This window comes from Pseudomonas arsenicoxydans, from assembly GCF_900103875.1.
GTDB classification, from domain to species: domain Bacteria; phylum Pseudomonadota; class Gammaproteobacteria; order Pseudomonadales; family Pseudomonadaceae; genus Aquipseudomonas; species Aquipseudomonas arsenicoxydans.
In genome coordinates this window covers 6,134,223-6,155,342 of the sequence record NZ_LT629705.1, presented here as the reverse complement: position 1 = coordinate 6,155,342, position 21,120 = coordinate 6,134,223, and the positions used below count along the sequence as shown (strand labels likewise).

20 protein-coding genes are annotated in these 21,120 nt (G+C 59.8%); 13 read left to right on the top strand and 7 right to left on the bottom strand.

Going from position 1 to position 21,120, the window contains the following annotated elements:
* Nucleotides 1-89 precede the first annotated feature (89 nt).
* From BLQ41_RS28800 to BLQ41_RS28785, 4 genes are all read left to right on the top strand, one after another.
* On the top strand, nucleotides 90-1,193 hold the full coding sequence (locus BLQ41_RS28800) for an ABC transporter substrate-binding protein (RefSeq protein WP_090187574.1): 1,104 nt from the start codon (nucleotides 90-92) through the stop codon (nucleotides 1,191-1,193).
* Between the two features lie 191 nt (nucleotides 1,194-1,384).
* Entirely contained in the window at nucleotides 1,385-2,293 is a 909-nt protein-coding gene (locus tag BLQ41_RS28795; protein ID WP_090187571.1) for an ABC transporter permease, read from the top strand.
* Nucleotides 2,290-3,138, top strand: a complete 849-nt coding sequence (locus tag BLQ41_RS28790; RefSeq protein ID WP_090187568.1) for an ABC transporter permease — start codon at nucleotides 2,290-2,292, stop codon at nucleotides 3,136-3,138. The genes BLQ41_RS28795 and BLQ41_RS28790 overlap by 4 nt, the downstream gene beginning before the upstream one ends.
* A gap of 16 nt (nucleotides 3,139-3,154) precedes the next feature.
* Entirely contained in the window at nucleotides 3,155-4,210 is a 1,056-nt protein-coding gene (locus BLQ41_RS28785; protein WP_090187566.1) for an ABC transporter ATP-binding protein, read from the top strand.
* Nucleotides 4,211-4,345: 135 nt separating this feature from the next.
* Here the strand turns inward: BLQ41_RS28785 and BLQ41_RS28780 are convergent, their stop codons facing one another.
* A complete protein-coding gene (locus BLQ41_RS28780) occupies nucleotides 4,346-5,275 on the bottom strand; it encodes an AraC family transcriptional regulator (RefSeq protein ID WP_090187563.1) in 930 nt (309 codons plus the stop codon).
* A 335-nt stretch (nucleotides 5,276-5,610) separates the two neighbouring features.
* Here BLQ41_RS28780 and BLQ41_RS28775 point away from each other — a divergent pair, with 335 nt between their 5' ends.
* The gene (locus BLQ41_RS28775; protein WP_090187561.1) at nucleotides 5,611-5,964 is read left to right on the top strand and encodes a putative quinol monooxygenase; all 354 of its coding nucleotides are present in this window, start codon (nucleotides 5,611-5,613) and stop codon (nucleotides 5,962-5,964) included.
* Between the two features lie 41 nt (nucleotides 5,965-6,005).
* Nucleotides 6,006-6,236 (top strand): hypothetical protein, encoded by a 231-nt coding sequence (locus BLQ41_RS28770; protein WP_090187558.1) that lies wholly within the window; start codon nucleotides 6,006-6,008, stop codon nucleotides 6,234-6,236.
* A 1-nt stretch (nucleotide 6,237) separates the two neighbouring features.
* Here BLQ41_RS28770 and BLQ41_RS28765 read toward each other — a convergent pair whose 3' ends face one another.
* The gene (locus tag BLQ41_RS28765; protein ID WP_090187556.1) at nucleotides 6,238-6,867 is read right to left on the bottom strand and encodes a flavin reductase family protein; all 630 of its coding nucleotides are present in this window, start codon (nucleotides 6,865-6,867) and stop codon (nucleotides 6,238-6,240) included.
* Nucleotides 6,868-7,098: 231 nt separating this feature from the next.
* Here BLQ41_RS28765 and BLQ41_RS28760 point away from each other — a divergent pair, with 231 nt between their 5' ends.
* On the top strand, nucleotides 7,099-7,854 hold the full coding sequence (locus tag BLQ41_RS28760; protein ID WP_090187554.1) for a COG4705 family protein: 756 nt from the start codon (nucleotides 7,099-7,101) through the stop codon (nucleotides 7,852-7,854).
* Nucleotides 7,855-7,964: 110 nt separating this feature from the next.
* Here BLQ41_RS28760 and BLQ41_RS28755 read toward each other — a convergent pair whose 3' ends face one another.
* The 4 genes from BLQ41_RS28755 to BLQ41_RS28740 form a co-directional block, all read right to left on the bottom strand.
* Entirely contained in the window at nucleotides 7,965-9,284 is a 1,320-nt protein-coding gene (locus BLQ41_RS28755) for an MFS transporter (RefSeq protein ID WP_090187551.1), read from the bottom strand.
* 318 nt (nucleotides 9,285-9,602) lie between these two features.
* On the bottom strand, nucleotides 9,603-10,937 hold the full coding sequence (locus BLQ41_RS28750) for a sigma-54-dependent transcriptional regulator (RefSeq protein ID WP_090187544.1): 1,335 nt from the start codon (nucleotides 10,935-10,937) through the stop codon (nucleotides 9,603-9,605).
* Nucleotides 10,931-12,697 carry a sensor histidine kinase gene (locus BLQ41_RS28745; protein WP_090187541.1) on the bottom strand — a complete coding sequence of 589 codons (1,767 nt, stop codon included), beginning with the start codon at nucleotides 12,695-12,697 and terminating at the stop codon, nucleotides 10,931-10,933. The genes BLQ41_RS28750 and BLQ41_RS28745 overlap by 7 nt, the downstream gene beginning before the upstream one ends.
* A 269-nt stretch (nucleotides 12,698-12,966) precedes the next feature.
* Nucleotides 12,967-14,490, bottom strand: a complete 1,524-nt coding sequence (locus tag BLQ41_RS28740) for a fumarate hydratase (protein WP_090187537.1) — start codon at nucleotides 14,488-14,490, stop codon at nucleotides 12,967-12,969.
* Between the two features lie 462 nt (nucleotides 14,491-14,952).
* Here BLQ41_RS28740 and BLQ41_RS28735 point away from each other — a divergent pair, with 462 nt between their 5' ends.
* From BLQ41_RS28735 to BLQ41_RS28725, 3 genes are read left to right on the top strand one after another with little or no spacing between them, the layout of a single operon-like run.
* Nucleotides 14,953-16,059 carry a GGDEF domain-containing protein gene (locus BLQ41_RS28735; RefSeq protein ID WP_090187534.1) on the top strand — a complete coding sequence of 369 codons (1,107 nt, stop codon included), beginning with the start codon at nucleotides 14,953-14,955 and terminating at the stop codon, nucleotides 16,057-16,059.
* Nucleotides 16,052-16,987, top strand: a complete 936-nt coding sequence (locus tag BLQ41_RS28730) for an iron-sulfur-binding ferredoxin reductase (RefSeq protein ID WP_090187531.1) — start codon at nucleotides 16,052-16,054, stop codon at nucleotides 16,985-16,987. The genes BLQ41_RS28735 and BLQ41_RS28730 overlap by 8 nt, the downstream gene beginning before the upstream one ends.
* Before the next feature lie 33 nt (nucleotides 16,988-17,020).
* Complete coding sequence (locus tag BLQ41_RS28725) at nucleotides 17,021-17,770, top strand: enoyl-CoA hydratase-related protein (protein WP_090187529.1); 750 nt, start codon at nucleotides 17,021-17,023, stop codon at nucleotides 17,768-17,770.
* Nucleotides 17,771-17,962: 192 nt separating this feature from the next.
* Here BLQ41_RS28725 and pyk read toward each other — a convergent pair whose 3' ends face one another.
* Nucleotides 17,963-19,414, bottom strand: coding sequence for a pyruvate kinase (pyk, locus tag BLQ41_RS28720; protein WP_090187526.1), 1,452 nt, complete (start codon nucleotides 19,412-19,414; stop codon nucleotides 17,963-17,965).
* A gap of 236 nt (nucleotides 19,415-19,650) precedes the next feature.
* On the opposite strand from pyk, the gene BLQ41_RS30600 reads away from it, so the two are divergent.
* From BLQ41_RS30600 to BLQ41_RS28710, 3 genes are all read left to right on the top strand, one after another.
* Entirely contained in the window at nucleotides 19,651-19,950 is a 300-nt protein-coding gene (locus BLQ41_RS30600) for a hypothetical protein (protein WP_157695053.1), read from the top strand.
* 124 nt (nucleotides 19,951-20,074) lie between these two features.
* On the top strand, nucleotides 20,075-20,458 hold the full coding sequence (locus BLQ41_RS28715) for a tetratricopeptide repeat protein (protein WP_090187523.1): 384 nt from the start codon (nucleotides 20,075-20,077) through the stop codon (nucleotides 20,456-20,458).
* A gap of 238 nt (nucleotides 20,459-20,696) precedes the next feature.
* A complete protein-coding gene (locus BLQ41_RS28710) occupies nucleotides 20,697-21,056 on the top strand; it encodes a PilZ domain-containing protein (protein ID WP_090188900.1) in 360 nt (119 codons plus the stop codon).
* Nucleotides 21,057-21,120 lie beyond the last annotated feature (64 nt).

Sequence of the window (21,120 nt, the reverse complement as noted above, 5' to 3'; positions counted from 1 at the left end):
CTTTGAAACCGGGGGTTTAAGCGGATCCGATCGCGCGGATGCAACGGTTGCGACCAACCTCATACTTAAAAAAACAAAGGGAGTCCTTCATGGGCGAGCATGATCTAAACAGACGTCAATTCATCAAGACCGTAGGCGTGGCCTCGGTTGCAGCTGCGGCCATGAGCATGCCGTTCATCAAGGCCAATGCCAGCGACACGCGCTTTCAGGGCAAAACCCTGCGCTTGCTGACCTGGTCCGATGACACCGGCCTCGCAGCACTGCGCAACATTGCCGCAACCTTCGAAGACAAGTACGGCTGCAAGGTCATCGCTGACCGCACCGGCAGTACCTCGGAAATGGTCGCCAAACTCAAGGCAGGCGGTGATCGTCCGCAGTACGACGTCATCACCCTGGCTGGCGTCGGCGCCGAAGGCCTGGCGGCGGCCAACCTGCTGGAAAAACCCGACCTGAACCGCATTCCCAACCTGGTCGACGTGCCGGAAAAATACCGCACCGGCGCCAATGGCCACGGTATCGGTTACCTGCTCTGGTGCAACAGCCTGGTCTACAGCACCCGCACCATCAAGGAAGCGCCGGACAGCTACGCCTCGATGTGGGACGCTGACCTGGCACCGAACATCTTCCTGCCGCCGCCGAACTGGACCGAAGCGATGGACCTGATCATCATCGCCGCCAAACTGGCCGGTGGTGACGAGCACAACATCGAGCCTGGCTTCAAGAAACTCGCCGAGCTCAAAAGCCGCGTGGTCACCCTGGGTGAAAACCCGAACCAGATCGCCGAACTGTTCCGCACCGGCTCCCTGGACATGGGTGGTTTGTACGCACCGGCGTTCTTCCCGAAACAAATTCGCGACCCGGCCTACGGCCTGGGTGCTACGTTCGGCATGAAGGAAGGGTTCTACACCGACCTGATGCTGTCGGTGATGCCGAAGAATCGTCCGGGCGATACCGACCTGGCCTACGCCTTCATCAACCACTCTCTGGACCCGCTGGTTCAGGGCAAGATGGCTGAGGACATCTACAACGGTCCGGTCAACGCCAAGGCAATCATCTCTGCCGAAGCGCGCAAGAGCCCGTACATCCTCACGCCGGAGCAGATTGCCGAGAAGGCGATCATGCACGACAACGCCTTCCTGGCCACCGTGCATGACCAATGGATTCGTCGCTACACGGAAATCTTTTCTTCCTGATCGAGTGACGAACACAAGCTTTTGAACACTGCTAAACCCCTGTGGGAGCGGGCTTGCCCGCGATGACGGCCTACCTGTCGATAATGATGTGACTGACAGATCGCTATCGCGGGCAAGCCCGCTCCCACAAGGTTTACGGTGTTTTGAAGGCTGTGTTTTGTCAGCTGCTTTCCATTGACGAGACCCTTGCTATGGAACACCAACCTCTGACTCATCCGGTCGCCGCCGCTGCATCGCGCACCAATCGGGGTGTTTCGCCGACGACGCGCGCCTGGTTTTTCCTCTCGCCGTCGATGCTGTTTCTGGGCGTATTGATCGCCGCCAGCCTGCTGGTCTTGCGCATGAGCGTGGGCACCAAAGGCGCGGAATGGACCGGGTTCAGCCTGGCCAGTTACGCCCAGTTGCTGGAACCGTATTACCTCAAATCCTTGCTGCTGACCCTGCGCCTGGCGCTGATCAGCGCCGTGATCGCGGTCATCCTGGCGATCCCGGTGGCCTACACCATGTCGCGCCTGACCTCACCGTTTGTGCGACGGATTTTCCTTGCAGCCGTGTTGCTGCCCCTGCTGGTCAACCTGTTGCTGCAAAGCTACGGCTGGCTGGTGATTCTCGGTCCTGGCGGCATGCTCAATCAGGCGCTGATGGGCCTGGGCCTGATCAAGCGGCCGATCATGCTGCTCTACAACCAGAACGGCGTCTTGATGGGCCTGGTGCAAACCGCGTTCCCATTGGCCGTGCTGCCGATTGCCAGCGCCATGCGCGGCGTCGCCCGTACGTATGAAGAAGCCGCTGCGACCCTGGGCGCCAGTCGCTTTCAGGTGTTTCGCCAAGTGGTGTTGCCGATGAGCATGCCGGGGATCATCACCGGTGCGACGTTGGTATTTGCCTACAACGCCAGCAGCTTCGTGGTGCCTTTGCTGCTCGGTGGCCGTCGCGTGCCGATGCTGGCGGTGATGGTGCACGACCAGATCGCCCCGCTGATGAACTGGCCCGCCGCGTCCGCTGCCGGTGTGGTGTTGATTGTCACCACACTCGCGATCATGACCTTGTCCGAATTCATCACTGGCCGTCGTCGGCGCATGCTGGAGGCTTCCCAATGAGCACCCTGACCAAGAAACGTTATGGGCTGCTGCCCGGCGAGACCGGCAAGTTTGCCGGCATCCTCTCGGGCTTCATCCTGCTGCTGGCGGTGTTGCCGATCCTGACCATGATCGTGATGTCGTTCAGCGGTGCGTCGAACCTCGACTTCCCGCCGAGCAGCTACAGCCTGCAATGGTACAAAGCCGCCTGGCATACGTTCGTGTCGCCCGATTCCAGTGATGTGCTGAGCCTGGGCAAAGCCATGACCACCAGCCTGATGGTGGCGTGCCTGACCATGGTTTTCGCGACCATTGTGGCGGTGCCAGCGGCTTACGCGCTGACCCGTTGCGAGTTCCGCGGCAAAGCCGTGGCGCTGCAATTGATGTCGTTGCCACTGGTGTTTCCGATGGTGGTGTTGGGGCTGGCGCTGCTGTTGGTGTTCGACAGCCTGCCATTCCAGATCACTACCTCACGGCTGGTGATCGCCCATGTGATTCTGGCCTTGCCGTTCGTGGTGAAGAACTGCACCGCCGCCATGCTTTCCATCGGCAGCGAAGTCGAGGAGGCCGCGCAAATGCTCGGCGCTTCACCGCTGCGCGCGATTGTCGATGTGGTGGTGCCGTTGATGAAGTCGGGGATCCTGGCGGGCATGCTGCTGGCGTTCATCGTCTCGTTCAACGAATTCACCGTGACCTATTTCCTCTACACCATCGACGTCATGACCGTGCCGATCTGGATGTACAGCCGCACTGTGTCTTCGCTCGACCCAACCGTATTTTCGTTTGCCGTGCTGATCGTGCTGATCGACTTCGTCCTGATCTGGGCGTTGGAGAAGCTGGTTGGTGAAGGTGGCGTTTCGTTCTGATTTCTTGAGGTGCAACATGACTGGTCTGATTCTGGAAAACGTCGAGAAACATTACGGCTCGGCCTGCGCGGTAAAGGATGTGAACCTGCATTTGCCGGAAGGCAAACTGGTGTGTTTCCTCGGCCCGTCGGGCTGCGGTAAAACCACGTTGCTGCGCATGATCGCCGGGCTTGAAACCCTGAGCGGCGGTGAGATTCGCCTGGACGGTGAAGACATCGGCCACACGCCGGCGCATCAGCGCAATTTCGGCATGGTGTTTCAATCCCTGGCGCTGTTTCCGCACATGACAGTGGGCGAGAACATCGCCTATCCGCTGAAACTGCGTGGCGTCAGCAAGGCTGATCAGCAGGCGCGAGTGGTGGAATTGCTGGAGCTGATTCAGCTGAGCGAGATGATTGATCGCCCGGTGGCGAAGCTGTCTGGCGGTCAACGCCAGCGTGTGGCGATTGCCCGGGCGATTGCCAACCACCCGAAAATCCTCCTGCTGGACGAACCGCTGTCGGCGCTGGACGCCAAGCTGCGCGAGTCGATGCAGGTAGAAATCCGTCAACTGCAACAGCGTCTGAACATCACCACGATCATGGTGACCCACGATCAACGTGAAGCCATGACCATGGCCGATATCGTCGTTGTACTGGGCGAGCATCGGGTGCAGCAAGTCGGTTCGCCGATTGAAATCTACCGACACCCGGCCAACGAATTTGTCGCGGACTTTATCGGCTCCGGCAACATCTTCCCGGCCACCGCACTGGGCAACGGCAAAGTCGGCTTGCCTGGTGGCGACGCGCTGGAAGTGCCGATCTGCAGCAGCATTGTGGTCGGTGAGAAAGTGAAGATGCTGATCCGCCCTGAAGACCTGCAACTGTCGCACCCGCAGGCAACGGCGGGTAACCGGTTGCTGGGCAAGGTGACGTTCGTGCGCGACATCGGCGCGACGATTGAAACGACCGTGGAGTGCTCCGGGGTATCGTTTACGGCGTTGAGCACGCCGTGCCAGGGTTTCGGATTGAGCATTGGCAACCCGGTGTCGGTGACCTTGCCGGCCGAGGCTTGCCGCGTGCTTGGGGCCTGACTCTAAAGACTGGCTGGATTCACTGGCCTCATCGCGGGCAAGCCCGCTCCCACATTGGATCTGTGTCGTTCACAAATCCCATGTGGGAGCGGGCTTGCCCGCGATGAGGGCATCAGCTGCACAACAAATACCGGGTCAAACCGTCAACCGCAACCGCGCCAAATCCCGCAACGGGGGCGCCCCAAACAACCGGCTGTACTCACGGCTGAACTGCGAAGGGCTTTCATACCCGACCCGATACCCCGCCGCCGACGCTTCCAGCCCTTCGGCCAGCATCAACCGCCGCGCTTCCTGCAACCGCAGCTGCTTCTGATATTGCAGCGGACTCATCGCCGTCATCGCCTTGAACCGGTGGTGCAACGTCGACACGCTCAGGTTCACTTCCTTGGCCAGATCATCGATGCGCAATGGTTGCTCATAGTTGCCGTTGAGCCACTTGATCGCCTGGCTGATGCGATGGCTCTGGCTATTGGCGATGGCAATCTCATACAGCCGGTGGCCTTGCTGACTGCGCAACAGCCGATAAAGAATCTCCCTTCGAATCAGTGGCGCGAGCATGGCGATGTCTTTCGGGGTATCGAGCAAACGCGTCAAGCGCAGCACGGCGTCGAGCATCGCGGAATCGATACGTTCGACATACAAGCCGCGCCCCGTGGGACGTGTGGGAACTCCGAGAGGACCGGCGTCGGCAATCAGCGCGGTAATCTCTGCCGGGTCGATGTCCAGCCGCACGGCGAGGATCGGCTCTTCAGAGGTGACATTCACCACTCGTCCGCTCAAGGGCATCGAGACGGACACCACCAGGTAATTCAGCGGATCGTAATTGAAGTACTCGTCAGCCAACCGGACCTCTTTGCGGCCCTGCGCCATGATGCACAACGCCGGTTGCGCCAGCACCGGGGCAAAGTCATGGGACTGGCTGTGTTTGGACATGAACAGTGAGCCGATGGCAGTCGCATAATTGCCATCCTCCATCGTGTTGCGACGGATGATCGCGGCCAGTTCTGCGCGCTGTTTCTCCATGTCCGCATCCAGCGGGGCTTGAAAACGATCGAGCGACGACATGCAAGGCATCCTCGGATGAGCATTGGTAATGGGCTGAGCTTATGTTTGTGCAAGGACCGGCGGTAGACACATCCTGCCTCAACCTTGCCTGATTCTGCACGGAGTTAATAAACGGTGGCTCTATGGCTACGTCACGTTGGGGAAACTTGCTTGAATGCCGTGTCCGATTGGTATGAACGCATTTACAGGTAGATACAGGTTGTTCGAGACGCCGCGCAGGATTGTGCAAGACGACGGCAGGAATCGACTAACCGAGCTTTAAGCGGCGCGTTTAACCTTGGATCCTGTGGCAGCCCGTCCCACGGCTGCAACCGGACTACCTGGGAGGGTTGAACATGTCTACGCAGATCCCCGTCAGTCATATGGCTTTTGTCCGCGCCCGCGCCGGGCGTTCGGCGGAACTCGGTGCGCGCCTGAGCGCCTTGATCGAGCCGTCCCGCAACGCACCGGGTTGCCTGAGCTTTGCCCTGCAGCATTCGCAATGTGATCCGGAGTTGTGGCTGGTGTCCGGTTTCTGGACGAATCAGCAGGCCATGACCGCGTACTTCGGCACCCCGGCCATGGAGGTTTTTGCCCGGTTGGTGCAGGACCTGGTTGTCAACAGCCTGGATTTTCACACCTTCAAGGACGTGTCGGCCGCCCAGGCGCAGGGCCAGTCCGAGTCATGGGTACACAAAATGGCGGGTTGAGGGTTTAATGGTGCAACTCTCAATTAACCAGGATTCGCGACATGGCACGCAAAGCCTTTGATCATTTTGAAGCTGTATCCGCTGTAGTCCCACGCGAAGGCGGCTACTACGCGGCAATTGCCACCAAGCCGATCGGTGGTTCAGGTGCACCACGCTTCAACAAGTTGCTGGAAGACCAGACCTTCAAGACCGCCAAAGAAGCGGACGAGGCTGCCGCGTTGCGGCTGACTCACCTCAAGGGCGTCAAAGAAGACGGCGACCTGATCTGGTAAGTTATTTCTTCGCCCCAGGGCGATACATCTTGAACAACGCCTCTGGCCCCAGCTGGAAATAATCCGCTGGCCCGCCGCCGCGCAGAATCGGTTCTGCTGCGGCGGTGTCGTACACCCCATCCTTCAACAGCCATTTGGCGATATGCACGGCGACCACTTCGCCGAGAATCAGCCAGCTTGGCACCACGTTTCCATCCGCTCGCTGCAACTGAATGATTTGCGTGACCTTGCACTCGAAGGACACCGGGCTTTCAGCGACGCGCGGCACCTGGATGATTTTCGACGCAACCGGTGTCAGCCCCGACAGCTCGAACTCGTTGACCTCCGGGGGGACCATGGCGCAGCTCTGGTTCATCTGCTCGGCCAGTGGCCGGGTCGCCAGGTTCCAGGCGAATTCGCCGGTCTGTTCGATGTTATTCAGGCTGTCCTTACGGCCAATGCTGGAAAAACCGATGATCGGCGGAATGTAGTTAAAGGCGTTGAAGAAGCTGTAAGGCGCCAGGTTCAGGTGGCCGTTGGCGTCCTGGGAGGAAATCCAGCCGATGGGCCGTGGGCCGACGATGGCGTTGAACGGATCATGCGGGAGGCCGTGGCCGTTGGCGGGTTCGTAGAAGTGGATGTCGTCAGCCATGGCGCAAATTCCTGGGTTCTCGATAGGCGGTCATGGTGCAAGGACGAGCGGATAATTTCCAGCGACGTGATCAAAATGTGGGGGCGAGCCTGCTCGCAATCTCCACTCATTGGCGTGTGTGACAGATTTTTCATAAAGCACTTACCTATTTTTCACCGGTCCGCCGTCAGTCTGCGCCCCGACTATTACCTGTGAAAAACGGTCGACATGACCAATGGAGTTCTACCCTCGATGAATAAACTTCCGCAAATTACCCTGGCATTCTGGGTAATGAAAATCTGCGCGACGACCCTGGGAGAAACCGCTGGGGATTTACTGTCGATGACCTTGAACGTCGGTTACGCCATCAGCTCGCTGATTTTGATCAGCGTGTTCGTACTGACCCTGGTTGCACAGTTACTGTCGAAAACCTACAAGCCGATGCTGTACTGGATCGTGATCCTGTCGACCAGCACGGCGGGCACGACCATGTCGGACTTCATGGACCGCACGCTTGAACTCGGCTACGCCACGGGGTCGATGATCCTGATCGCGATTCTGCTGGGGATATTTGCTGCCTGGCGCATGAGCGGTGATTCGCTGAACGTCACCAAGGTCCAGACCTTTCGCGGCGAGATGTTCTACTGGATGGCGATTCTGTTTTCCAACACCTTGGGCACGGCGCTGGGCGATTACCTGGCGGACGACTCAGGCCTGGGCTTTGCCGGTGGCGCGCTGTTGATCGGCTCGGCCATTGCGGTGGTGGTGCTGCTCAAATACTTCACGAAGATTTCGTCGGTCGTGTTGTTCTGGGTAGCGTTCGTATTGACGCGCCCGTTCGGCGCAACGCTGGGTGATTTCCTGACCAAGCCTCATGCAAAGGGCGGCCTGGATTTCGGCACCATCGGGTCGTCGCTGGTGTTGGCGGGGGTTCTGGTGGTGATGATCGCCGGGGCTTCTTACGCACAGAACAAGTACGCGAAGCCTGCGGTTGCCGAGTTGACTTGATGCCGATGTAAGGCTATCGCGGGCAAGCCCGCTCCCACAGAGAACGCATTCCACCTGTGGGAGCGGGCTTGCCCGCGATGAGGCCAGTTAAGCCACTATCAATCTAAAGGTCAGTCGGTCTCGATCCGCGAATGCTTGCGGGTGTCTTTCATGGTCACGTACACCAGCAACGACACCGCGATGCACGCCGTGACATACCAGTAGTAACCGGTTTCCATGCCGATGCTCTTGAACCACAGCGCGATGTATTCAGCGGTACCGCCGAAGATCGACACGGTCAGCGCATACGGCAAACCAACGCCCAGTGCGCGGATTTCGGTCGGGAACAGTTCGGCTTTGACCACGGCATTGATCGAGGTGTAGCCGCTGACAATGATCAGTGCCGCCATGATCAGGAAGAACGCGCCCCACCAGGATTGAACGGTGTGCAGGGTGGTCAGGATCGGTACGGTGAACAGCGTCCCCAGAATGCCGAAGGCAATCAGGATCGGACGTCGACCGACTTTATCCGACAACGCGCCAACGATCGGTTGCAGGCACATGAACAGGAACAGCGTGGCCGCCGAAATGGTGGTCGAGTCGGAAATGCTCATACCGACGGTGTTCACCAGGTATTTCTGCATGTACGTGGTGTAGGTGTAGAACGCCAGGGTGCCGCCCATGGTCAGGCCGACCACGGTCATCAGTTCCTTGGGGTGGCGCATCAAGGTGCGCATGGCGCTTTCCTTGGACTTTTCCTTCTTGGTGAACGACTCGGTTTCTTCCATGCCACGACGCAAGTACAGCGCGACCACGGCACACAGCGCGCCGATGGCGAACGGGATGCGCCAGCCCCAGGCGTACAACTCTTCAGTGGTCAGCACCTGTTGCAACACGATCAGCACCGCCAACGCGATGAGCTGGCCGGAGATCAGGGTCACGTACTGGAAGCTGGAGTAGAAGCCGCGACGTTCCTTGGTCGCCATCTCGCTGAGGTAAGTCGCCGAGGTGCCGTATTCGCCGCCGACCGACAAACCTTGCAGCAGACGCGCGAACACCAGCAGGATCGGTGCGCCGATGCCGATGGTTTCATAACCCGGGCTCAGGGCGATCAGCAATGAACCGAAGCACATCAGGTAGACCGACGCCATGAGCGCGGCTTTACGACCCGCCTTGTCCGCGTAGAGGCCCATCAGCCAGCCGCCGATCGGGCGCATCAGGAAGCCCACGGCAAAGATCGCTGCGGTGTTCAACAGTTGCGCGGTGGTGTCGCCCTTGGGGAAAAAGGCCTTGGCGAAATAGAGGGAGAAGGCGGCGTAGACGTACCAGTCGTACCACTCGACCATGTTGCCGACAGAGCCGCTGAAGATCGACTTGATGCGGCTGGCAGTGGTTCTGGTTTTGGCGGGCGCGGCAGCCGACCCAAGGGGCAGGGCGTTGGAGTTATCCATTGAAGGATCCTTCATTTAATTGTTTTTGTGGAGCGCGTTGAAACGCAGCCTGTGGGGGCTATAGCAGAAGGTGTGCCAGATCGGGGAGGGCCGGTTTAGAGGGGTTTTGAAGTTTGAATGAGCGGAAATCCGCTTATTTATAGTTAGTGGTGAGCGGGAAATCGCTCATCTGGTTTTGGAGTTGTGGCGTCAATGTGGTCCTCATCGCGGGCAAGCCCGCTCCCACAGTAATCAGTGTCGTACACGAAATCTGAGTTCAACTCGGTCCCTGTGGGAGCGGGCTTGCCCGCGATGAGGCCTGCCCATGCACGGCAAAAATCAGCTGTCTTGCAGGAACATCTCGCGGGTCAGGCCATGCCGCTGCATCTTTTCATTGAAGGTCCGGCGCGGCAGTTGCAGTTCTTCAAGCACTGCTTTCACATCGCCCTTGTGCCGGGTCAACGCCGCGCGCAGGCAGTGCGCTTCGAACGCTTCCGCCTGCGCCGCCAGCGACTGCCCGGGATCGATGCCCATCGGTTGCGGCTCACCCAGCCCCAGCACTTGTCGCTCGGCGACGTTCGCCAGTTCACGCACATTGCCCGGCCAGTCATGACTCAACAGGTGGCTCAGCTGCGCACCGCTCAACGGTGGAAAAGTCCGTCCCAGACGCTCGGCGGCATTCTGCGCAAACGTTTCGAACAGCAACGGAATGTCTTCGCGCCGCTCGCGCAACGGCGGCAGCCGTAATTCGGCGACATTCAGTCGATAGGCCAGATCCTCACGAAAACGCCCGGCCCGCGCCTCATCCAGCAGATCAGGTTTGGTGGCCGCGATGATCCGCAAGTCCACGCGAATGCTCTGGTTCGAGCCCAGTCGCTCAAGCTTCTGCTCTTGCAGCACCCGCAGCAGTTTCACCTGTTGCGCCAGCGGCATGCTTTCGATTTCATCGAGAAACAGCGTGCCGCCATCGGCATATTCAAGCTTGCCGATGCGTTTGCCCGCAGCGCCAGTGAACGCGCCGCTCTCATGGCCAAACAATTCAGCCTCGAACAACTGCTCGGGAATCGCAGCGCAGTTGAGCGCCACAAACGGCTTGTCCGCCCGCGGCCCGAAGTCGTGCAGGCAGCGGGCGACCAGCTCTTTGCCGCTGCCGGTTTCACCACGGATCAACACGTTGACCGGCAGCGCCGCCAGATCCAGCACCTGCCGGCGTAACGTCTGCAAACCACGGGACACGCCCAGCAGCGTTGCGTCGAGCTTGGCGCGGTTGTCCGCCAACTCATGCAAGGCGCGGTTTTCCAGCACCAGCCGGCGCTTGTCCAGCGCCCTGCGCAAACTGCTGAGCAAGGTTTCCGGGCTGAAGGGTTTTTCGAGGAAGTCATAGGCGCCATCGCGCATCGCTTCGACCGCCATCGGCACATCGCCGTGGCCGGTCAGCAGAATCACCGGCAAGTCGGCATCGCGGCGCTGAACTTCGGCCAGTAACTCAAGACCTGTCATGCCGGGCATGCGCACGTCGCTGAGGATCACTCCGGGGAAGTGGCCGGGTAATTTTGCCAGGCACTCATCGGCGCGGCTGAACAGCTGGACGTCAAAACCCGACAGGCTCAGCCATTGTTCGACGGCGCTGCGAATACTGCTCTCGTCGTCGACCACCATCACTGAGTTCAGCATGGGCTGTGAACCTCCAGGTCGATGGGCAAGGTCAGGGTGAACACCGCGCCGTTTGCATGATTGTCGGCGCTCAGGCGTCCGCCCGATTCGTGAACGATGGCAAACGATACCGCCAACCCAAGACCCAGGCCATCGCCCACCGGTTTGGTGGTGAAGAACGGATCGAACACGTTCGCCAAGTGTTCTTCGGCGATACCGCCACCGTTGTCGCTGACGCTCAGGCGCCAGAGTTGTTCGTCGGCCTCGATGCGGATTTCCAGGCGCTTGCAGGGTTTGTCGCGCATGGCGTCCAGGGCGTTGCGCAGCAGGTTGATCAGCACCTGCTCCAGACGAATCGCATCACCGCGCACCCACGCCGGGCGTGTCAGGTGCAGCACGGTGCTGACCTGCTCGTCACGCAGACGGGCGTCGAGTAATTGCAGCGATTGGTCCACCACTGCCGCCAAATCGAGCCGCTCGCGCAGGCCGCTCGGGCTTTTGCGGGCGAAGGTTTTCAGGTGGCCGGTGAGGGCGGCCATGCGGGTCAGCATGTCATCCACCGGTTTCAGCGCCTTGTAGGCGTCGTCGACCCGACCGTGATCGAGCAATAGGCGCAACGTCGCCAATTGCATACGCTGGGCGGTCAATGGCTGATTGATTTCATGGGCGAGGGCGGCTGACATCTGGCCGAGCGCGGCGAGTTTGGCCGATTGCACCAGACCGTCCTGAGCGGTGCGCAGGTCGCGGGTGCGCTCTTCCACCAGTTGCTCAAGCTCTTCGCGGCTGCGCTGGCGCATTTTTGCCAGGCGCCAGCGTTGATTGAGGAACAGCAGCAGAAACACCAGCGCCAGCCACAACCCTGCAGCGGCGAGCGCGGCGTTGCGGCTGTCTTCGAACGCGACTTGCGGGCGACGCAACAGGTGCAAGGTCCAGCCTTCAGTGGCCAGCGGCAGCGATTCCCAGAGGTAATCCGCCGTACCGTCAGGCCCGACGACGCGCGACAGATTGCTGTTGTCGTCAAAGTGCTGCAGCGCTTGATGGTCCAGCGGTGTCAGCGGTTGTTTGTCGTATTGCCGGGTGACCTTCAGCTCGCTGTGATCGCTGTCGCTCAGCGGTTTCAACAGGCGATAGCGCCAGCCCGGCTGATTGGCGATGAAAATGATGCCGCGTGCATCACTGACCAGCAGCGTGTCGCTGCCCTGACGCCACTCGCGCTCCAGCTCCGGAAACTCGAGCTTCACCACCATCGCGCCGAGAAACTCGCCGCTGTCGCTGGTCACTGCACTGGACAGGAAATACCCCGGAATCCCACTGGTCACGCCAACCGCATAAAAGCGCCCGGTGCCCTGGGTACGGGTCTGGCTGAAGTAAGGGCGAAAACCATAGTTATGACCAACGTAACTGCTGGGCAAACGCCAATTGCTGGCGGCCACGGCGAGACCGTTACGGTCGAGCAATTCCAGGGTCGAGGATTGCGCAGCGCCGTTGATTTTTTCCAGTTTGAGGTTCAATGCGTCTTGTTGGTCGGCAGAGACCGAGCCATTGAGGGCCGCGCGTAATTCCGGGTCCAACGCCAATACGGCGGGCAGGGCTCGGTAGCGGTCGATCAGGGTGTGCAGGGAATTGGCGTACAGCGCCAATTGCTGATTGGCGCGCGCGGCGTCTTCAACCAGGGCCTGGCGTTCGGTGTGGCGCAGGGCGACACCGGCTGCCAATGCGGTACCGGCGATGATCAGCAAGGTGTACAGCGACAGTCGCAGGGTTCGAGAAATCGGCAGCATTCTGTGGGAAACAGGAAGAGATATGGGCACGCACCATAGCATGCCGTCCGCACTGGATACTGTCGTGACAACGACCTGTTTCTCAAGCAACAGTGACTCTGGACGACCGAGAGTGCAGCTTGTGTATGGGAATCTCTGAGTTCGCTACACGGCCTTGTCTATCTGATGAATAAAGGCTGGGAGTTTTGATTGCCAAGAGCTTTACGAACCAGCAAAAAAACGGCCGGGTCGTCATTTGACGAGCCGGCCGTTTGGGTCAATCGAAGCGCTTACTGCACTTCAACCGCCAGGCTTTCACTGATCTTTTTCTGCCAGATGGCAGGACCGGTGATGTGTACCGATTCACCTTTGCTATCCACTGCAACGGTTACCGGCATGTCTTTGACGTCGAACTCGTAGATCGCTTCCATGCCCAGTTCGGCGAATGCCACCACGCGGGATTTCTTGATCGCTTGCGCCACCAGATAAGCCGCGCCGCCGACTGCCATCAGGTAAACGGCTTTGTGGTCCTTGATCGCTTCGATTGCGGTCGGGCCGCGCTCGGATTTGCCGATCATGCCCAACAGGCCGGTTTGCTCGAGGATCTGACGGGTGAACTTGTCCATCCGCGTTGCGGTAGTCGGACCGGCAGGGCCCACCACTTCTTCGCGTACTGGATCAACCGGGCCGACGTAGTAGATGAAGCGACCTTTGAGGTCCACCGGCAAGGTTTCGCCCTTGTTGAGCATCTCGACCATGCGCTTGTGCGCGGCGTCGCGACCGGTGAGCATCTTGCCGTTGAGCAGGACGGTTTCGCCCGGCTTCCAGCTCTGCACTTCTTCAGGCGTCAGGGTATCGAGGTTGACGCGGCGGGCCGATGGGCCGGCTTCCCAGACGATTTCCGGGTAAGCGTCCAACGATGGCGCTTCCAGCGAGGCCGGGCCGGAACCGTCGAGCACGAAGTGCGCGTGACGGGTGGCGGCGCAGTTCGGGATCATGCACACCGGCAACGAAGCAGCGTGGGTCGGGTAATCCATGATCTTCACGTCGAGCACGGTGGTCAGGCCACCCAGGCCCTGGGCGCCAATGCCCAGTTGGTTGACCTTCTCGAACAACTCCAGGCGCATCTCTTCGATACGGTTGGACGGGCCGCGCTTTTTCAGCTCGTGAATGTCGATGGATTCCATCAACACTTCCTTGGCCATCACGGCGGCTTTCTCGGCGGTGCCGCCGATGCCGATGCCGAGCATGCCCGGTGGGCACCAGCCGGCGCCCATGGTCGGAACGGTTTTCAACACCCAGTCGACGATCGAGTCGGACGGGTTGAGCATGGCCATTTTCGACTTGTTCTCGGAACCGCCGCCCTTGGCTGCCACGTCCACTTCCACGGTGTTACCCGGAACGATGGAGTAGTGGATAACGGCCGGGGTGTTGTCCTTGGTGTTTTTACGAGCGCCCGCCGGGTCGGCGAGGATCGAGGCACGCAGGACGTTTTCCGGCAGGTTATATGCCCGGCGCACGCCTTCGTTGATCATGTCGTCCAGGCCCATCGTGGCGCCATCCCAACGTACGTCCATGCCCACGCGAACGAAGACGGTGACGATGCCGGTGTCCTGGCAGATCGGGCGGTGGCCGGTGGCGCACATCCGCGAGTTGATCAGGATTTGCGCGATGGAGTCGCGGGCTGCCGGCGATTCTTCGCGCAGGTAGGCCTCGTGCATCGCCTGGATGAAGTCAACGGGGTGGTAGTAGGAAATGAACTGCAGGGCGTCGGCAACGCTCTGTATCAGGTCGTCTTGCTTGATCACGGTCATGAGTCGCGCTCCTCTAAAAGACGGGAACATTCAATAAGGTGCTTGCAGCTTGGGTGCATCGGTCGGTTGCAAGCACCTTTCAAGGCACGCCGGGCATGCTGGCGCGACGCTAAAAAGGCGCGGCAGTATAACGCGCCTCGCTGGCGGGTACACGCGCCAACGGTCAATCGTTGGTCGCATACGCGTGAACCCGATTCCCTTTAGGAGCTGTCGAGTGAAACAAGGCTGCGATCTTTTGACTTTGCTTTTTTTAGATCAAGATCAAAAGATCGCAGCCTTGTTTCACTCGACAGCTCCTACACAGTTCTGCGCAGCGTTTGCGGGGGGGAGTCAGTCATGGTTCTGACGCCAGTTTTTTGCCCCGAAAATTGGATGGTCATTTGTCAGACACCCCACTAAAGTGGCACTCGGTCTGTAGAGTAGGACACTCGATCAGCCTCCTTTCGCACGGTGAGTCAACGATTGACCCATAACGCCATCCAACGGCTTCTGCTCAAACGCTTTGCCCTCGCAGCCGGCACCTACGCCCTGGCTCTGGTATTGCTGTGGCTGGCTTTTTTTACCGGGCATTACGATCAATCGTTGACCAACGTGGCCGTCGGCAGTGCGCTGGTGGTGATCAGCCAAGCCGCGTTGTTCGCGATGTTTTACAGCGGCTGCAACCTTAAGTGCGCCGATCCGAGCCTGACCGAAGTGCAAGTGTTGATGGGCCTGGGTTGGCAAACATGGCTGATCGCCAATCTGGATGAAGCCCGCGGTTCGTTTCTGGTGTTCTACGTGCTGATCCTGCTGTTCGGTCTGTTTCATCTTTCGCGCCGGGCCTTTTTGCGCTGCACGCTGCTGGTGTTTTTCAGTTTCAGCGCAATCACGCTGTGGGAGGGTTACCACTTCCAGCTGACGGATCCGGCACTGGCCGCGCTGCAGGTGTGCGTGCTGTTCATCGTGCTGGTGTGGCTGGAGCTGTATGCCCGTTACGTCCAGGCTTCGCGCCAGCGTATGCGCCAGCGTCGATTTGCCTTGCAGGCGCACCAGGACACCTTGCGTGGGATGATGCGCCAGCTCGAAGACCTGGTCGCCACCGACGAACTGACCGGGCTGTTCAATCGCCGCCATTTCCTGCGCCTGGCCTCTCGTGAATTGAACGCCATGGACGCCGGCGTGGTGCACGGCCTGGCCTTGATCGACCTCGACCACTTCAAGCGCATCAACGACATTCATGGCCACGCAGCGGGTGATCAGGTGCTGCAAGCTTTTGCGGCGGTGGCGAGTGCCTGCCTGCGTGAAGGCGATGTGCTGGCCCGTTATGGTGGCGAAGAGTTTGTGGTGTTGTTGCCCGACTGCAATCCCGAGCGGCTGACTTCCTGCTGTGAACGACTGCGCATCGCCTTCACCGACGTCGAGTTGATCGGCCTGAAAGTGGGTAACCTCAGCTTATCCGCAGGCATGACGCTGCTGGAGCTCGGTGATGATCTGGACGACGCCTTGCAGCGAGCCGATCAGGCGCTTTACCGGGCCAAGCGCGATGGCCGCAATCGTTGCGCGGCGGCGTGGGAGAACGTCGATGCCTGAGTTGCGCGTCGGCGAGCGTCATTGGTCCGTGGCGCCGGGCAGCAACCTGCTCGATGCCCTGAATCAAAATGGCGTGGCCGTGCCCTACAGTTGCCGCGCCGGCAGTTGCCATGCCTGCCTGGTGCAATGCGTCCAAGGAGCGCCCAGCGACAACCGCCCCGATGCCTTGAGCGCCGAGCAACGTCAGCAAGGCTGGCGTCTGGCGTGTCAGTGCCAGGTAGTCGAAGACCTGCAGGTGCACACGTTTGATCCGCAGGTGGACGGTCGCCCGGCCAAGGTCGCTGCGGTCGATTGGTTGAGCGCCAATGTGTTGCGTTTGCGCCTGACAACCGAGCGTCCGTTGCGCTACAGCGCCGGCCAGCATCTGGTGCTGTGGGCGGGCAACGTGGCTCGGCCCTATTCCCTGGCCAGTCTGCCGGAAGAAGACCGTTTTCTGGAATTTCACCTCGATTGTCGTCAGCCGGGAGCGTTCAGCGATGCGGCTCGCCAGCTGAAAATCGGCGATCCGATCCGCCTCGGCGAACTGCGCGGCGGGGCGTTGCAATATGACCCGGACTGGCACACTCGGCCCCTGTGGCTGCTGGCCGCGGGCACGGGGTTGGCGCCACTGTTCGGCGTGCTGCGCGAAGCACTGCGTCAGGATCACCAAGGCACCATCCGCGTCATTCACCTGGCCCATGAGGCGAGCGAGCATTACCTCGCCAAACCCCTGCAAGCCATGGCTGATGGGCGTTCCAACCTCAGTGTCGAGTTCTGGACCCCGGCCGGGTTGCCACAGGCATTGGCGCAACTGCGGCTTGTTTCCCGGCAAACCCTGGCCTTAGTCTGCGGAGCCCCCGACAGTGTCGATGCCTTTGCCCGACGTTTGTACCTGGCCGGATTGCCGCGTAACCAACTGCTGGCGGATGTCTTTGTTCCCCGTGGTTGAGCGCTGATCGTTTAACGACGCGAGACTCGCCACATGCCCAATGCCATTGAAGTTGAACGCGAGCGCGGTCTGCTGACCCTGCGCCTGAATCGCCCCGAGAAGAAAAACGCCCTGACCCGCGCCATGTACAGCCACTTGAACGAGGCGCTCAAGCAGGCCGATGCCGACCCTGAAATCAACGCCGTGCTGATCACCGGCAGCGCCGAATGCTTCACCGCCGGCAACGACATCGCCGACTTCATCCAGCAACCACCGGGCAACCTCGACAGCCCGGTGTTCCACTTCATGCTCAATTTGCTGGAATGCCGCAAACCGGTGATCGCTGCGGTGGCGGGCGCGGCGGTGGGGATCGGCACAACAATGCTGCTGCATTGCGATCTGGTGTATGTCAGCCGTGATGCACGGTTGCGTATGCCCTTCGTCAATCTTGGCTTATGCCCGGAGTTCGGCTCCAGCCTGATCCTGCCTCGAATGCTCGGCCATGCCAAAGCGGCAGAGCTGTTGCTGCTGGGTGAAGGTTTCAGTGGTGAACAAGCCGCGCAGTGGGGCATTGCCACCGAGGCGCTGGGCAGTGGCGAAGCGGCGTTGGCCAAGGCGCGGGAGATGGCGCTGCGCTTTGAGTCGTTGCCTCCGGAGGCGGTTCGCATTAGCAAGCAATTGATGAAAGCGCCGGACCGGGAATTGTTGCGCAAAGTGATAGAAGAAGAGGGCGCGTTGTTCACGCAGCGGTTGCGCTCACCGGAAGCGATGGCGGCGTTGTCGGCCTTTATCAACCGGCATTGAATAGGCGGTGACTGGGCTTACGTCATCGCGAGCAGGCTCGCTCCCACATTGGATCTGTGGCGTTTCACAAATCCCCTGTGGGAGCGAGCTTGCTCGCGAATAGGCCAGCCCAGACAACACACCTTCCAGATCAAAAACCAAAAAGCCCCGCCATTCACATGGCGGGGCTTTTCTATTTCAGCAACCGGTCACTCAGACCATCGGGTCGCCAACGTGCAGGATTTTCATCCCGTTGGTGCCGCCGATGGTGTGATAGCTGTCGCCCTTGGTCAGGATGACCCAGTCGCCTTGCTGGACTACGCCGCGCTTGAGCAACTCGTCCACTGCGGCCTGGCTGACTTGCTCAGGCGGCAAGGAAGCCGGGTCGAACGGTACGGTGTAGACGCCACGGAACATGGCCGCGCGGGCCTGGGTTTCGCGGTGCGGGGAGAACGCGTAGATCGGCACCGAAGAACGGATGCGCGACATGATCAACGGCGTGTAGCCACTTTCGGTCAAGGCGATGATCGCTTTCACGCCCGGGAAGTGGTTGGCGGTGTACATGGCCGCCAGCGCGATGCTCTGGTCGCAGCTTTCGAAGACCTTGCCGATGCGGTGGCTGGAGGTCTTGCTGGTCGGGTGCTTTTCAGCGCCGACGCAGATGCGCGCCATCGCCTGCACAGCTTCCAGCGGATACAGACCGGCAGCACTTTCGGCCGACAGCATTACGGCGTCGGTGTAGTCGAGCACGGCGTTAGCCACGTCGGACACTTCAGCGCGAGTCGGCATCGGGTTCTGGATCATCGACTCCATCATCTGGGTCGCCACGATCACAGCCTTGTTGTGGCGGCGTGCATGCAGAATGATTTTCTTCTGAATGCCCACCAGCTCGGCGTCGCCGATTTCCACACCCAAATCACCACGGGCAACCATGACCGCGTCGGACGCCTGGATCAGCGCGTCGAGGGTTTCATCGTCGGCCACGGCTTCGGCGCGTTCGATCTTCGCCACCAGCCATGCAGTACCGCCGGCCTCGTCGCGCAGTTGACGGGCGTATTCCATGTCGGCGGCGTCACGCGGGAAAGACACGGCGAGGTAGTCGACTTCCATCTCGGCGGCGAGCTTGATGTCAGCCTTGTCTTTCTCGGTCAGGGCTGGAGCCGTCAGGCCACCACCGCGACGGTTGATGCCTTTGTGGTCGGACAGCGGGCCGCCGATCAGCACGGTGCAGTTCAGTTCGGTGGCGGTGGCGGTATCGACGCGCATCACCACGCGGCCGTCGTCGAGCAGCAGCTCGTCGCCCACGCCGCAGTCCTTGACCAGGTCCGGGTAGTCGATGCCGACCACTTGCTGGTTGCCTTCGGTCAGAGGATGGCTGGTGGAGAAGGTGAATTGATCACCGATCTTCAGCTCGATCTTCTTGCCGGCGAATTTGGCGATACGGATTTTCGGGCCTTGCAGGTCACCCAGCAGGGCAACGAAGCGCCCGTGCTTGGCAGCGAGGTCCCGCACCAGCTTCGCGCGAGCCTTGTGCTCGTCGGGGGTGCCGTGGGAGAAGTTCAGGCGGGCGACGTCCAGGCCAGCCAGAATCAGCTGTTCGAGAACTTCCGGCGAGTTACTGGCCGGGCCAAGGGTAGCGACGATTTTGGTGCGACGGACGGACATTCAAAGACTCCTGAGTTCAAGCGCTGAGTGAGGCTACTATGGTCTCGGGGTGTAGTCATTGTTCGTTTGCACTACTTTTCATTTGTTTCTTTAAACGAACATTCCTGAAGATTTCCCGGTGTGGTGGTGTGCACCGTTTGTCGGCACTGTCAGTTCTGTCAGGTAGGCAGGCATCCGAGGGGAGGCTGTAATGCTCCGGAGCCTCGTCAAGGGTGACGAGACATGGAGATGAAAATATGACCACGGAAAACAAAGATCTGCCCGTTCCAGTCATTGTTGCACCCATAATCAACGAGCCCGCACATAATCCGATCCACTCTTGGGGAACCGCTCGAGTGGAAGAAGGTACCCTCGTGACCGTCCGGAAATCAGGGTCAGATGAGGTTTGGTTGAGAGCCCGCGTTTCAAATAGCGGTGAGTGGTCGGGAATTTTTTCTGTAGATTTACCCAAGGGAACTCACTCGATAGAAGCACGCCTGACCCTTGGTAATGAGCATTCGGCCTGGTCGCCAGTGCGCCAGTTTGTAGTCGGATGATTTAGCATTCTTTTGCTTCAAAGCCCGCCGAGCCCCTGAAGCTCCGTGGGCTTTTTTCGTTTGGCGTGATGGCTGAAGATTTCCGCCAACGGGTCGATACAGAGCTCAAGACAGGAGATCCCCCATGCGATTCGTGCCCATTGCCGCCCTTGCCCTCAGCGTTCTCAGTGTGACGGGCTGCGCCCGTTGGTCGATGAACCATCATTTGAATAACGCCTACAGCGCTTACGATCGCGGCAATTGCGAGCAAGTCATGCTCGAACTGTCGAAAGTCGAACGCTCCAGCCGTGCGCGGCAATATGTGTGGCCGGAAGTGTCGATGATGCGCGGCCAGTGTCTGGAACGGCAGAAGCTGTTCATCGATGCGGCGCAGACCTATCAGTTCATCATGGCGTCGTACCCGCAAAGCGAATACGCCTACCGTGCCCGCGCCCGTCTGGAAACCTTGCAGAGCCTGGGTCATTACCCGATGCGCAGCACAGCGACCGTTCGCCCGACCCAGTTCTGATGACGCAGATCATGCAAAGTCTGGCCTGCCGGCGTCGGTGAGCTATAGTCCAATGGATCGGTTTTAGAGCCTTGCTTCTAAACCGAGGTCACACCTGTGATCGGCAGGAGTAAGCGTCAGCGGTTTGATGGACTGACGCACCGGGATCGGGGAGAGCGTGCCAGGCTTTTTTAAGAAACCGGCCCGTTCCGAAGCATTAGTGCGGCCCTGCTTAAGGGCCTTGCTGGGCCATTTGCGCATGTTCACCGACCGCCGGATCGAGCGGCATCAACTGCCGTATTTTCTGAGAGTGTTCAACAGTGTCACCGACAAACCCATCGGCTTTCTGGGCAACGTGTCCGCAGACGGACTGATGCTCATCAGCCAGTTGCCGATGATGGTGGGCGTCGACTTTGACCTGCGATTAAAAATCCCCGCGAGCAACGGCTGCCAACAGATCATCGACCTGACGGCGTGTTGTCTGTGGTGCCATGAAGACGCCACGCCGCACCACTACGACGCCGGGTTCAGCCTGCAACGGGCACCGCCGGAGTATGAGCAGTTAATTCAGGCGTTGACGCAGTATTTCAGCTTTCAGTCGTTGCCTGCTTCGGCCTGACAAGCAAAAGATCGCAGCCTCGTTGCACTCGACAGCTCCTACTGGGATATCGCATACATCCTGT